Annotated in this window: 11 protein-coding genes; 6 read left to right on the top strand and 5 right to left on the bottom strand. The window is 69.3% G+C overall.

The window, feature by feature from the left end:
• Positions 1-413: 413 nt before the first annotated feature.
• The gene (locus tag GDR74_RS10685) at positions 414-749 is read left to right on the top strand and encodes a hypothetical protein (RefSeq protein WP_152586301.1); all 336 of its coding nucleotides are present in this window, start codon (positions 414-416) and stop codon (positions 747-749) included.
• Between the two features lie 54 nt (positions 750-803).
• Here the strand turns inward: GDR74_RS10685 and parE are convergent, their stop codons facing one another.
• Positions 804-2,873, bottom strand: coding sequence for a DNA topoisomerase IV subunit B (parE, locus tag GDR74_RS10680; protein WP_152586300.1), 2,070 nt, complete (start codon positions 2,871-2,873; stop codon positions 804-806).
• A gap of 356 nt (positions 2,874-3,229) precedes the next feature.
• Here parE and GDR74_RS10675 point away from each other — a divergent pair, with 356 nt between their 5' ends.
• Positions 3,230-3,424, top strand: a complete 195-nt coding sequence (locus GDR74_RS10675) for a hypothetical protein (protein ID WP_152586299.1) — start codon at positions 3,230-3,232, stop codon at positions 3,422-3,424.
• On the opposite strand, the gene GDR74_RS10670 is transcribed toward GDR74_RS10675, so the two are convergent.
• The 3 genes from GDR74_RS10670 to GDR74_RS10660 all read right to left on the bottom strand — a co-directional run bounded on the left by GDR74_RS10670 (position 3,421) and on the right by GDR74_RS10660 (position 8,436).
• The gene (locus tag GDR74_RS10670; RefSeq protein ID WP_152586298.1) at positions 3,421-3,912 is read right to left on the bottom strand and encodes an MgtC/SapB family protein; all 492 of its coding nucleotides are present in this window, start codon (positions 3,910-3,912) and stop codon (positions 3,421-3,423) included. The genes GDR74_RS10675 and GDR74_RS10670 overlap by 4 nt on opposite strands.
• Before the next feature lie 8 nt (positions 3,913-3,920).
• On the bottom strand, positions 3,921-6,641 hold the full coding sequence (topA, locus tag GDR74_RS10665; RefSeq protein ID WP_152586297.1) for a type I DNA topoisomerase: 2,721 nt from the start codon (positions 6,639-6,641) through the stop codon (positions 3,921-3,923).
• A gap of 139 nt (positions 6,642-6,780) precedes the next feature.
• A complete protein-coding gene (locus GDR74_RS10660) occupies positions 6,781-8,436 on the bottom strand; it encodes an isovaleryl-CoA dehydrogenase (RefSeq protein WP_152586296.1) in 1,656 nt (551 codons plus the stop codon).
• A 181-nt stretch (positions 8,437-8,617) separates the two neighbouring features.
• Here GDR74_RS10660 and GDR74_RS10655 point away from each other — a divergent pair, with 181 nt between their 5' ends.
• From GDR74_RS10655 to dprA, 4 genes are read left to right on the top strand one after another with little or no spacing between them, the layout of a single operon-like run.
• On the top strand, positions 8,618-9,565 hold the full coding sequence (locus GDR74_RS10655; protein WP_152587731.1) for an aspartate carbamoyltransferase catalytic subunit: 948 nt from the start codon (positions 8,618-8,620) through the stop codon (positions 9,563-9,565).
• A 49-nt stretch (positions 9,566-9,614) separates the two neighbouring features.
• Positions 9,615-10,910 (top strand): dihydroorotase, encoded by a 1,296-nt coding sequence (locus GDR74_RS10650; RefSeq protein WP_194164511.1) that lies wholly within the window; start codon positions 9,615-9,617, stop codon positions 10,908-10,910.
• Between the two features lie 25 nt (positions 10,911-10,935).
• Positions 10,936-11,538, top strand: a complete 603-nt coding sequence (gene plsY / locus GDR74_RS10645) for a glycerol-3-phosphate 1-O-acyltransferase PlsY (RefSeq protein ID WP_152586295.1) — start codon at positions 10,936-10,938, stop codon at positions 11,536-11,538.
• Positions 11,535-12,743 carry a DNA-processing protein DprA gene (dprA, locus tag GDR74_RS10640; protein ID WP_152586294.1) on the top strand — a complete coding sequence of 403 codons (1,209 nt, stop codon included), beginning with the start codon at positions 11,535-11,537 and terminating at the stop codon, positions 12,741-12,743. Before plsY ends, dprA begins: the two co-directional genes overlap by 4 nt.
• Positions 12,744-12,839: 96 nt before the next feature.
• Here the strand turns inward: dprA and GDR74_RS10635 are convergent, their stop codons facing one another.
• On the bottom strand, positions 12,840-13,070 hold the full coding sequence (locus GDR74_RS10635) for a hypothetical protein (RefSeq protein ID WP_152586293.1): 231 nt from the start codon (positions 13,068-13,070) through the stop codon (positions 12,840-12,842).
• Between the last annotated feature and the right edge of the window lie 18 nt (positions 13,071-13,088).

Here is a 13,088-nt window from a genome sequence, read left to right as displayed (position 1 = left end):
AGTCATAGGGTTCTTGTGGCACGCGGGGCCGGCCTCGGCTAGAGCGCCGGCCCCAGAACGCGGGCTCCGGTTCCGCATAGGCGCAAGCTCGGCCCTGCCCATGACGACGCGCGAGGCGGGGTTTCGGATCCGGAAGGGGCGCGGCAGGGCAAAAAAAAGGCCCCTTTCGGGAGCCTTTGAGGGACCGGCCCGTGGGGGCAGAATAGGCCGGTGATGCCCTTCAACGTTGAAGCAGGGTGTAGGGTTCCGCAAGTTTCCAAAAAATTTTCAGCCGACCCTTTGGAGGTAGATCGCCCGTAGCGGAGGCATCCGATCGCGTTCCCCGGGATGCCGGTTGTGATAGGAGAGAGGCGAGGCCGCCCCATGCGCGGCTGCGCGGGCCCGGTTGTCCCGCATGACCCGAGGAGGAAACCATGCTGCGTCTGGCCGCCATCCCGCTCTTCCTCCTCGCCACCCCCGTCGTGGCGGCGGAGGTCCCGGTCCTCGACATCCAGTCGACCTGCAAGGCCGCCGTCGCCCTCGATCCCAGCGACACCGCTCCCCAGCAGACCTGCATGAAGGAGGAGACGGAAGCGCGCGCGGACCTCGCGAAGCAGTGGGATGCGGTCGCGGAGCCGCTGCGCAGGCGCTGCGTGGAGGAGACGAGCGTCGGCGGCTATCCGAGCTATGTCGAGGTGCTCACCTGCATCCAGACGGCGACGGGGACCGACGCGCCCCGGAAGTCCTCCTACCGGCGGCCGGGCCGGTGAGTGCAGGCCGGTGAGGACAGCCGCCCGGCCGGGCGGCTTCCCGTTCTCTTCGGATCAGATGTCGAGGGCCGCCTCGTCGGCGAAGGCGGCGCGCTCCTGGATGAAGGTGAAGCGGGCCTCCGGCTTGTTGCCCATGAGGCGCTCGACCGTCTCCCCGGTCTCCGGGCGCTCCTCGGCCTCGACCACGACCTTCAGGAGCAGGCGCTTCTTCGGGTCCATGGTGGTCTCCTTCAGCTGGCTCGGCAGCATTTCGCCAAGGCCCTTGAAGCGGCCGATCTCCACCTTGCCGTTGCCCTTGAACACGGTCCTGAGCAGCCGGTCCCGGTCCGCGTCGTCGCGGGCATAGGCGGTCTTGGTGCCCTGGGTCAGCCGGTAGAGGGGCGGGACGGCGAGATAGAGATGCCCCCCGTCGATGAGGCGGGGCATCTGCCGGTAGAAGAAGGTGATGAGCAGCGAGGCGATGTGGGCGCCGTCCACGTCCGCGTCGGTCATGATGATGACCTTCTCGTAGCGGAGGTCCCCGTCGCGGTAATGGGAGCCCGTGCCGCAGCCGAGCGCCTGGACGAGGTCCGCGAGCTGCTGGTTCTGGTGCAGCTTGTCCCGTCCGGCCGAGGCCACGTTGAGGATCTTGCCGCGGAGCGGCAGCACCGCCTGCGTCGCCCGGTCCCGCGCCTGCTTGGCGGAGCCGCCAGCCGAGTCGCCCTCGACGATGAACAGCTCGGAGCCCTTGGCGCCCGCATTCGTGCAATCCGCGAGCTTGCCGGGCAGGCGCAGCTTGCGGGTCGCGGTCTTGCGGGCGACCTCCTTCTCCTGGCGCCGCCGCAGGCGCTCCTCGGCCCGGTCGATCACCCAGTCGAGCAGCTTGTTGGCCTGCTGCGGGGAGGCCGCGAGCCAGTGATCGAAGGAATCGCGGATCGCGGCCTCGACGATGCGGCCCGCCTCCACGGTCGCCAGCTTGTCCTTGGTCTGGCCCTGGAACTCCGGCTCCCGGATGAAGACCGACAGCATGGAGGCGCAGGTCGCCATCACGTCGTCGGTGGTCACCGCCGCCATGCGCTTCGCCTGGCCCACGCGCTCCGCGTGGTCGCGCAGGGCGCGCAGCAGCGCGATGCGCAGGCCGTTCTCGTGGGTGCCGCCCTCGGGTGTCGGGACCGTGTTGCAGTAGGAGGTAGAGAACCCGTCCTCCTGCGTCATCCAGGCGACCGCCCATTCCAGGGAGCCGTGGCTGCCGGGTTTCGTGACCTTGCCGGCGAAGATCTGGTCCGTGACCAGCTCCTTGCCCTCGATGTCGTGGAGCAGGTAGTCCCTCAGGCCGTTCGGGAACCTGAAGGTCGCCTCCGCAGGCACGTTGTCGATGCCCTCCAGGAGCGAGGGCGCGCATTTCCAGCGGATCTCGACGCCCCCGAAGAGGTAGGCCTTCGAGCGCGCCATCTTGAACAGGCGGCGCGGCTGGAAATGGGCGTCCTTGCCGAAGATCTGCGCGTCCGGCTTGAAGCGCACCCTCGTGCCGCGGCGGTTCAGGACCCGGCCGACGGTCTCCAGCCCGGTCTTCGGGACGCCCCGCGAGAAGACCTGCCGGTAGAGGGTCTGGCCGCGGGCGACCTCCACCTCCAGGGTTTCGGACAGGGCGTTCACCACCGACACGCCGACGCCGTGCAGGCCGCCCGAGGTCTCGTAGACCTTCGAGTCGAACTTGCCGCCTGCGTGGAGGGTGGTCATGATCACTTCGAGGGCCGACTTCTTCGGGAACTTCGGATGCGGGTCGACCGGGATGCCGCGCCCGTTGTCGGTCACGGAGAGCCAGTTCCCTTCCTCCAGCTCCACCTCGATGAAGCTCGCATGGCCGGCGACTGCCTCGTCCATGGAGTTGTCGATCACCTCGGCGAAGAGGTGGTGCAGGGCCTTCTCGTCGGTGCCGCCGATATACATGCCGGGGCGGCGCCGGACCGGCTCGAGCCCCTCCAGCACCTCGATGGCGGAGGCGTCGTAGCCGCTCTCGCCCGGGGTGCCCTGCGGCGCCGGCCGGGACGTCCGTGCAGCCGAGGGTGCGCTCCGGCCCGAGGCCGCGCCGGCCCGCTTGGCGGGCGCCGGAGCGCCGCCGAAGAGATCGTCGTTATCGGTCATGGGGACTTTCGTCCGTGCTGATTCGCGTTTCTTGGCATTGGTTTTCATTCTTCAATTCATACGAGAACAAAACGTAAACGTGAAGTGCGATCATGAAGCACAGGGGCATCGTGCGGAAAAGTGGGTCCGGTTTTCCGCCCGGACGATGCGCCTTTCCCAAGGAGAGAGCATCGGATCAAACCCAAAAGTGGATTCCACTTTTGGGGCCGATGCTCAAGCCACAAAATCACCTGACGGGGAAGCCCTTTCGTGTCGTCCTTCCCTCCCAATGGACATCTTCCTCGGACAGGCGGAACAGTTTAGCTCTTGTTCACGTTGGACGGTTAGGCTTAGCGAACGCTTAACGGAGACTCGCGGTGACGATGCGGACGACCCTGGGAACGGCACAACAGCTCCATCTGAGCCGTGCGGCCCGCACGGCCGGGGAGGCGTTCGCCTTCGAGGAACCCGAGACCCTCGCACCGGCGTCGCGCAACGGTCTGCCCCTGGGCGTGTTCCTCGCCGGTCTCGCCGTCGTGGCGTTCGCCGCCCTCTATCTCATGGTCGGCTAACCGCCGGTTCCCTTGCCGGGATTCCGGCTTCCGAGAACCCGGTTCAGCACGCCCTCAACGGGCTTTCCCACTACGAGCAGGACGAGCGCGATCGCGCATCCGAGTCCCGTGATCAGCCAGGCGCCTAGCCCGGCCGTCACGCCCAGGGCAGCGGCCACCCAGACGGTCGCCGCCGTCGTGAGCCCCTGGACCTCCATGCGGTTCCGGTCCCTCAGGATCACGCCCGCGCCGAGGAAGCCGAGCCCGGTCAGGATGCCCTGGATCACGCGGCTCACCGCGTCCTGGTCGTAGATCAGACCCTTGTAGACCGAGCCGGAGAGGACCAGCAGGGCGGAGCTGAGGGCGACGAGGCCGAGGGTCCGCATGCCGATGGGCTTGTCCCTCAGGTCCCGGTTCAGGCCGATGACCATCCCCGCTGCGGTGGCCACCACGAGGCGCAGCGCCATCTCGGCCGCTTCCGGCGGCAAATGATCCAGTGCCTGCTCCATCGCGCTCCTCAGGAGGCCTTGGCGGCCTTCGCGGAAGCTTTGCGGGAAGCGGGCTTCCTGGCAACCGCCGCCTTGGAGGCGGTCTTCGTGGCCGCCTTCTTCGTGGCGCTCTTCTCTCCGGCGGCCTTCTTGGAGGCGGCCTTCTTGGCGGGAGCCTTCTTCGCCGCCGTCTTGCGGCCCCGCGCCGCCTTCTTGGTGCCGCCCGCGGCCCGGCGGGCGTTGAGGAGAGCGACGGCCTCCTCGAGCGTCACCGCCTCGGCCGCGACGGTCTTCGGCAGGGTGGCGTTGGTCTCGCCGTCGGTCACGTAGGGGCCGAAGCGTCCCGCCTTCACCACGATGGGCTTGCCCGTTTCGGGGTCCTCGCCCAGGGGCCGGCCGGGATCGGCCGCGCCGCGGCGGAAGCCGCCGGCCCCGCTCTCCTTGGCGACGATGAGGTCGATCGCCCGGTTGGGGCCGATCTCGAGCACGTCGTCGTCCTTGCCCAGGTTGGCATAGGTCTTGCCGTGCTGCACGTAGGGGCCGTAGCGGCCGATATTGGCGAGGATCGGCTCGCCCGTCTCCGGGTGCACGGCCACCGTCCGCGGCAGCGCGAGGAGCTTGAGCGCCTTGTCGAGGTCGACCAGGGCCGGGGACAGGCCTCTCGGCAGCGACGAGCGCTTCGGCTTCTCGCCCTCGCCGAGCTGCACGAACGGGCCGAAGCGTCCGTCGCGGAGGGTGACCTGAAGCCCCGTTTCCGGATCCTCGCCGAGCACCTTCACGCCCGGCGTGCCGCCGTTCTCCGAAGCGCCTTCCCCGTCGCCTTCCACGCCGGAGGCCGCGAGCTGGCGGGTGTACTTGCACTCGGGATAGTTGGAACAGCCGATGAAGGCGCCGAACTTTCCGAGCTTCAGGGAGAGTTGCCCCGTGCCGCAGCTCGGGCAGGCGCGCGGATTGGTCCCGTCGCCCCGGTCCGGGAAAATGTGCGGGCCGAGCAGCTCGTTGAGAGCGTCGAGCACCTCGGTCGTGCGCAGCTCCTTCGTCTCGGCGATGGCGGCGGAGAAATCGCGCCAGAAGTCGCGCAGCACCTGCTTCCAGTCGATCTCGCTGTTGGAGATGCGGTCGAGCTGCTCCTCCAGATCGGCGGTGAAGTCGTACTCCACGTAGCGGCGGAAGAAGCTCTCCAGGAAGGCCGTGACGATGCGGCCCTTGTCCTCCGGGACGAGGCGCTTCTTCTCGATGCGCACGTATTCCCGGTCGCGCAGGGTCTGGAGCACGGCCGCATAGGTCGAGGGCCGGCCGATGCCGAGCTCCTCCATGCGCTTGACGAGGCTCGCCTCCGAGTAGCGCGGCGGCGGCTCTGTGAAGTGCTGGTTCGCGACGATGCGGCGCCGTTCCAGGGGATCGCCGGCCTTCATGGGGGGCAGGCGGCCCTCGTCCTCGTCGCCCTCGTCGTCCCTGCTCTCGTTGTAGAGGGTCAGGAAGCCGTCGAACTTCACCACCTGGCCGGTGGCGCGCAGGTCGAGCCTGCGGGGCCCGACCTGGGCCGCGATGTCGGCCGTCGTGCGCTCGAGCTCCGCCGATTCCATCTGGCTCGCGATCGTGCGGGTCCAGATCAGGTCGTAGAGCTTCGCCTGCTCGGGCTCGAGGTACTTCGCCACCTGCTTCGGCAGCCGCCCCATGTCGGTCGGGCGGATCGCCTCGTGGGCTTCCTGGGCGTTCTTCGCCTTGGTCGTGTAGCGGCGCGGAACGCCGGGGACGTAGCGCTCGCCGTATTCCTTCCCGATCACCCGGCGGGCGGCCTGCACGGCCTCCGGCGCCATGTCGACGCCGTCGGTTCGCATGTAGGTGATGAGTCCGACCGTCTCGCCGCCGATGTCCACGCCCTCGTAGAGCCGCTGGGCGATGCGCATGGTCTGGGCGGGGGCGAAGCCGAGCTTGCGGGAAGCCTCCTGCTGGAGGGTCGAGGTGGTGAACGGCGGGTAGGGGTGGCGCTTGGCGGGCTTGGCCTCCACGTTCGCGACCGTGAAGGTGGCGAGCTCCAGGTCGCGCTTGAAGGCCTCGGCCTCCGCGCCGGTGCCGATGTCGAGGCGCTGGATCCGCTTGCCGTCGGCGCCGACGAGCCTGGCGTCGAAGATGCCGCCGTCCTTCGTCGCGAGGGTCGCGATCAGGGACCAGTATTCCTGCGACTTGAAGGTCTCGATCTCCAGCTCGCGGTCGCAGACGAGGCGCAGGGCCACCGACTGCACGCGCCCTGCCGAGCGGGCGCCCGGCAGCTTGCGCCAGAGCACGGGCGAAAGGGTGAAGCCGACCAGATAGTCGAGGGCGCGGCGCGCCATGTAGGCATCGACGAGAGCCTGGTCGATCTCCCGCGGCTGGCGCAAAGCCGTCTGCACCGCGTCCTTGGTGATGGCGTTGAACGTCACCCGCTCGACGGGAAGGTCCTTGAGGGCGCGCTTCTCGCGTAGGGCCTCGACCACGTGCCAGGAAATCGCCTCGCCCTCCCGGTCCGGGTCGGTGGCGAGGATGAGCTTTTCCGCACCCTTGATCGCCTTCGCGATCTCGGACAGGCGCTTGGAGCCCCGGTCCTCCAGGGTCCAGACCATCCTGAAGTCGTCCTCCGGGTCGACCGAGCCGTCCTTGGCGGGCAGATCGCGGATATGCCCGAAGGAGGCCAGAACCTCGTAGTCCTTGCCGAGATACTTGTTGATCGTCTTGGCCTTGGCAGGCGACTCGACGACGACGACTTTCATGGGCGACTTCCTAACGTAGCCGCGAGCTCAACGAAGCTCGAAACGACGGCGAAAACGACGGCCGGCGCTCGACCGTCGCGGGGCGGGATAAGTGGTGGATGATCGCGGACAAGTCAAATCCGACCGGTTTCCGCTCCCCTCATATGGTGACGAAAGCCCTGTCCAGCAAGGCTTTTACGGCCGGGTCCACCTCGTTCGCCCCGATCGTCCGGGAGGGCCGGGCGAGCCGGGTCAGGGCATAGACCTCCACGATTTCCGGAGGGGCGGCCTCCGCGAGGGCGGCCGTCGCGGCGAGGGTGTAGAGCCGGTCGGCGATCAGCCGCGCCCTGGCCTCGGCCTCGGCGGAATGCAGGGCGAGGAGGATGTCCCGGGCCGCGTCCCGCGCCCCGGGCAGGTCCGCGATCCCGGCCATCAGGCCTTCCAGGGCGGCGGTGGCCGCTTCGGGCTCCCGGGTCTCCGCGCGGAGGATGTCGAGGGCGATCACGTTGCCGGAGCCTTCCCAGATCGCGTTGACGGGAGCCTCCCGGTAGAGGCGGGGCAGGGGGCTCTCCTCGACGTAGCCGTTGCCGCCCAGGCATTCCATGGCCTCGTAGAGGAGCCGGGGCGCCGCCTTGCAGATGCCGAACTTGGCCGCGGGGATGACGAGCCGCGCATATCCCGCCTCGCCGGCATCGTCCGGCGCACCGTCGAAGCTGCGCGCCAGGCGCAGGGCGAGGGCGGTCATGGCCTCGTTCTCCAGGGCGAGGTCCGCCAGGACCATGCGCATGGCCGGCTGGTCGACGAGCTTCTTCTGGAAGACGCTGCGGTGCCGTGCATGGTGGAGGGCGAGGGCGAGGCCCATCCGCACCAGCCCGGCCGAGGCCACGGCGCAGTCGAGGCGGGTGAGCTGGACCATGTCGATGATCGTCCGCACCCCGCGCCCTTCCTCGCCGACCCGCCAGGCGAAGGCACGCTCGAACTCCACCTCGGAGGAGGCGTTGGAGCGGTTGCCGAGCTTGTCCTTGAGCCGCTGCAGGCGAAGGGCGTTGAGGGAGCCGTCCGGCCGGAAGCGCGGGACGAGGAAGCAGGTCAGCCCGCCCGGAGCCTGCGCCAGCACCAGGAAGGCGTCGCACATGGGGGCGGACATGAACCACTTGTGGCCGGTCAGCCTGTACTCGTCCCCGGCTGCCGGTTCGGCCCGGGTGGTGTTGGCACGGACGTCCGTGCCGCCCTGCTTCTCCGTCATGCCCATGCCGAGGGTCACGCCGGTCTTCTCCCAGAAGGGGACGAACCGGGAATCGTAGGCGCGGGAGAGGATCCGCGGGAGCCATTCCTTCAGCAGCGCGGGCGAGGCCGCGAGGGCGGCGACCGAGGCGTGGGTCATGGTGACGGGACAGACATGCCCGCTTTCCACGCCCGCGACGGTGTAGATGCGCGCCGCCCGCGCCACGTGGCCCCGGCCGGTGGGGCGGTCAGGGGAGCTCCCTTCCCAGGTCGAGGCATGCAGGCCGTCCGCGATGCTGGCCCGCATGAGCGCGTGATAGGCCGGGTGGAACTCGACCCCGTCGATCCGGAAGCCCCGGGAGTCGAAAGTGCGCAGCTTCGGGGGATTCTCGTTGGCGAGCCGGCCGAGGTCGAGACGCTCCGCCGAGCCCCAGGCCTCTCCGAAGGCTTCCAGCCCCTCCGTCTGCGCATCTACTCCGTTGGCGGAAAGCGCGGAGAGGAGCGTGCGGTCCGCCGCGATCAGGTTCAGGTCGCCGAAGGGCGGCGACTGGTTGAAGACCTCGTGGGTCCCGAAGCGATTGCCGCTCTGCATTGTACCGAGCTCCGCGTGCGGGCTTCCCGCGCCCGCCCGAGGGGATCATCGGCCGCACAGGGGGCGAGGGCAACCTCCGCGAAGCGCCGGCGCCGATCCTCGCCCGTCCGGAGGGCAGGAGCGGGTCCGAAGGAGCATGCTTGCCGCCCCCACCGACTCCGCCTATAGCCATCTTTTTAAGATGAATGCCGCGCACCCCTCCGTTTTCCCCCACCGCCACCTTCTCGGAATCGAGGGGCTTTCCCCGTTGGACATCGAGGCCCTGCTCGACCTCGCCGAGGCGCAGGTGGAGGTGAGCCGCCAGGTCGAGAAGAAGAAGTCGACCCTCAGGGGGCGGACGCAGATCAACCTCTTCTTCGAGCCGTCCACGCGCACCCAATCCTCCTTCGAGATCGCGGGAAAGCGGCTCGGCGCGGACGTGATGAACATGTCGGTGGCCTCCTCCTCCGTGAAGAAGGGCGAGACGCTGATCGACATGGCGGCGACCCTGAACGCCATGCGTCCCGACCTCATCGTCGTGCGCCATCACGCGGCGGGCGCGGTCCATCTCCTCGCACAGAAGGTCGACTGCTCGGTGGTGAATGCGGGGGACGGAGCCCACGAGCACCCGACGCAGGCCCTGCTGGACGCGCTCACCATCCGCCGCAACAAGGGCCGGATCCAGGGGCTGACCGTCGCGATCTGCGGCGACATCCTGCATTCGCGGGTCGCGCGCTCCAACATGATCCTGCTCGCCGCCCTGGGCGCGCGGGTCCGTCTCGTCGCGCCCTCGACCCTTCTGCCCCCGGATATCGGCCGGCTCGGCTTCGAGACCTTCACGGACATGCGCAAGGGTCTCGACGGGGCCGACATCGTGATGATGCTGCGCCTTCAGCTGGAGCGGATGAACGGCTCGTTCGTGCCCTCCGTGAAGGAATACTTCCGCTTCTACGGCCTCGACCAGGAGAAGCTCTCCTACGCCAAGCCGGGCGCCCTGGTGATGCATCCGGGCCCGATGAACCGGGGCGTCGAGATCGCCTCGGAAGTGGCGGACGGGGCGCAGTCCCTGATCCGGGAGCAGGTCGAGATGGGTGTTGCCGTCCGCATGGCCGTCCTCGAAGCCCTGGCGAGCCACCTGCCGAACAGGTGAAGGGAAGAACTCCCTCCCGCGGCGGAGAGAGGGATTAAGGAGAAGATCTGTGACGACCGACCGTCCCATCCTGTTCACGAATGCGCGCCTCGTCGATCCGGCCAGCGGCCGCGAGGGCCGCGGCGGCGTGCTCGTGCGGGACGGCCTCGTCGCCGATCTCGGGCCGGCGGTCACGGCGGCGGCGGAGGCCGAGGTCGTCGATTGCGGCGGGCAGGTCCTCGCGCCCGGGCTCATCGACATGCGCACCTTCGTCGGCGAGCCGGGCGCGGCGCACCGCGAGACCCTGAAGAGCGCCGGCGAGGCGGCGGCGGCGGGCGGCGTCACCACCCTCGTGTCCATGCCCGACACCAATCCCGTGCTCGACGATCCCGCCATCGTCGATTTCGTCATGCGGCGGGCCAGGGACACCTCCATCGTCCATGTCCGCCCGGCGGCGGCGCTGACGAAAGGTCTCAAGGGCCAGGAGATGGCGGAGATCGGCCTTCTGCGCGAGGCCGGGGCCATCGCCTTCACGGACGGGGCGCGCTCCGTCACCAATGCCCAGGTCATGCGCCGCGCGCTCACCTATGCCCGCGACTTCGACGCCCTGATCGTCCACCACGTGGAGGATCCCGACCTCGTGGGGGCGGGCGTGATGAACGAGGGCGAGTTCGCCACCCGCCTTGGCCTCCCCGGGATTCCCCGCGAGGCCGAGACCGTGATGCTGGAACGGGACATCCGCCTCGTGCGGCTCACGGGCGGGCGCTACCACGCGGCCATGATCTCCTGCGCCGATTCGGTGGAGATCGTGCAGGCGGCGAAGGAGAGGGGACTGCCCGTCACCTGCGGGGTCTCCATCAACAACCTGGCGCTCAACGAGAACGACATCGGCGACTACCGCACCTTCCTCAAGCTCTCGCCGCCCCTGAGGCACGAGGACGACCGGCAGGCGATGATCGCCGCCCTTGCGGCAGGCGTCGTCGACGTGATCGTCTCGGACCACAATCCACAGGATGTGGAGACCAAGCGGCTGCCCTTCGCGGAGGCGGCCAACGGGGCCGTCGGCCTCGAAACGCTGCTGTCCGCCGCCCTGCGCCTCGTCCATTCCGGACAGGTCCCGCTTTCCCTGATCCTGCGGGCCATGTCCACGAGACCCGCGGAAATCCTGGGTCTTCCGGGCGGGCGGCTCGCGCGGGGCGCCCCGGCCGACCTGATCGTGTTCGATCCCGAGGCGCCCTATGTGCTCGACAAGCGCGAACTCAGATCCCTGTCGAAGAACACGCCTTTCGACGAAGCCCGTCTGGAAGGACAGGTGACGATGACGATGGTTGCGGGCAGGATCGTGTTCGACCGCCGCCCGACGTGAACGGACCGAAAGCGAAGAGACGCGAATGCCGGACGATATCCACCTCTTCCACCTGCTGATCGCCCTGGTTTTCGGCTATCTGCTCGGATCGATCCCCTTCGGGGTGATCTTCACCCGCATGGCGGGGCTCGGCGACATCCGGAAGGTCGGCTCGGGCAATATCGGCGCCACCAACGTCCTGCGGACGGGGCGCAAGGGTCTGGCGGCCGCGACGCTCGTCGGCGACGCGCTCAAGGGCACCGTGGCGGTGGTCGTCGCCGGACTGTGGGGACAGGATCTCGCAACCGTCGCGGCGCTGGGCGCCTTCCTCGGCCACCTTTATCCCGTGTGGCTCGGGTTCAAGGGCGGCAAGGGCGTCGCGACCTTCATCGGCGTCCTCATCGGCCTCATGCCCCTCGCGGCCCTGATCTTCGCCCTCATCTGGCTCTCGGTGGCCTACCTGAAGCGCTACTCCTCCCTCGCGGCCCTGGTGGCGACGGCGGCCACGCCTCCGGTGCTCTGGGCCTTGGGCGAGCCCAAGATGGCGGGCGTCATCCTCATCCTGGTCGTGCTCCTCTGGTGGAAGCACAGCGAGAACATCAGCCGCCTCGTCGCCGGCACGGAAGGCAAGATCGGGCAGAAGGGATGAGCGGAACCCGCCTCACCGACGAGCAGCGGCTCGACTGGCTGCGCCTCATCCGCTCCGAGAAGGTGGGGCCGCGGACCTTCCGCGCCCTCGTGAACCGGTTCGGCGGCGCATCCGCCGCCCTGGAGGCCCTGCCCGACCTCGCCCGGCAGGGCGGGCGCCTCATGCTCAAGGTGGCGAGCCGCGAGGAGGCCGAGAAGGAGATGGCCGCCGCGGCGCGCCTCGGCGTCCGCTTCGTGGCCATGGGCGAGCCCGACTATCCGAAGGCGCTCCAGGCGATCGACACCGCGCCGCCACTCATCGCCGTGCGCGGATCCTGCGCGCTCTTCTCCAGGCCTGCCGTCGCCATCGTCGGGTCGCGCAACGCGTCCGCCGCCGGGCTCGCCTTCGCGGAGCGGCTGGCGCGCGAGCTCGGGCAGGCCGGCTACGCGGTTGCCTCCGGCCTCGCCCGCGGCATCGACACCCGTGCCCACCGGGCAAGCCTGGATACGGGCGCCATCGCCGTTCTCGCGGGCGGACACGATAGGATCTATCCCGCCGAGAACGAGCCCCTCGCGAGGGAGATCGTCGAGCGGGGCGGGGCCATCGTCTCCGAGATGCCTTTCGGCTGGGAGCCCCGCGGGCGGGACTTCCCGCGCCGGAACAGGATCGTGTCCGGCCTCTGCTATGGGGTCGTGGTGGTGGAGGCGGCGCGCCGTTCCGGCTCGCTCATCACCGCGCGGTTCGCCCTGGAGCAGGGACGCGAGGTCTTCGCCGTGCCGGGCTCGCCGCTCGATCCCCGCGCCGAGGGCACGAACGACCTGATCCGGGAGGGAGCGACCCTCTGCGCGGACGTCGAGCACGTCACGGCGGTTCTGGAGCCCCTCATTGCGACCGGCCTGCGTCCCGATGCGGGCGCTGAGGAGCCGCGCTCCCTGTCCGTGACGGAGGAACTTTGGGACGAACTCGACCTGCCGGACGTTCCGCGGCCGCCGGTCGGCGCCGTGCCTCGGGACGCAGGGCCGGGGCCGGGCGAGGAGCCGGAGGCCGCCTCGGCCCAGGCGGGCCTCATCGAACTCCTCGGTCCCTCTCCGGTGCCGGTGGACGACCTCGTCCGCCTGTCGGGCCTGCCCATCGGCCTCGTCCAGACCGCTCTGCTGGAGCTCGAGATCGCAGGGCGGCTGGAGCGCCATGGCGGCAACGCCGTGTCGCTCGTCGCCGGACGCTGAATTTCAGGAAGAGCGGGGGGGTTCCCGTCTGCCTTCGCGGCCGATCACGTTCCCAAGCAGCTGCCGATTCCGTGGAGATGCCAGCGCCTTCCTGGATCAGGGCCTGCCTTCTCCCTGAACGGCGCGGGTCGCCTCCAGGCGCGCCATGTCGAGGAGATAGGCCAGGACTTCCAGGTTCGAGCGGCGGGCCAGGAACGACAGCTCCGCCGTGAACTCCGCGATGTAGCGCGCCGTCTCCGCCGCCGAGGCCTCGGCCCGGGACGCCTGGGCCGGTGCCGCTTTCGAGGGTGAGGATGGCTTGCGGGCGCGGAGCGGTGGCTTGGACATGGGGCGCGTTCGGTGACC

Source organism: Microvirga thermotolerans (assembly GCF_009363855.1).
GTDB classification, from domain to species: Bacteria; Pseudomonadota; Alphaproteobacteria; order Rhizobiales; family Beijerinckiaceae; genus Microvirga; species Microvirga thermotolerans.
The sequence above is the reverse complement of the archived record's forward strand: the minus strand, read 5'-3'. Positions and strand labels throughout refer to the sequence as shown.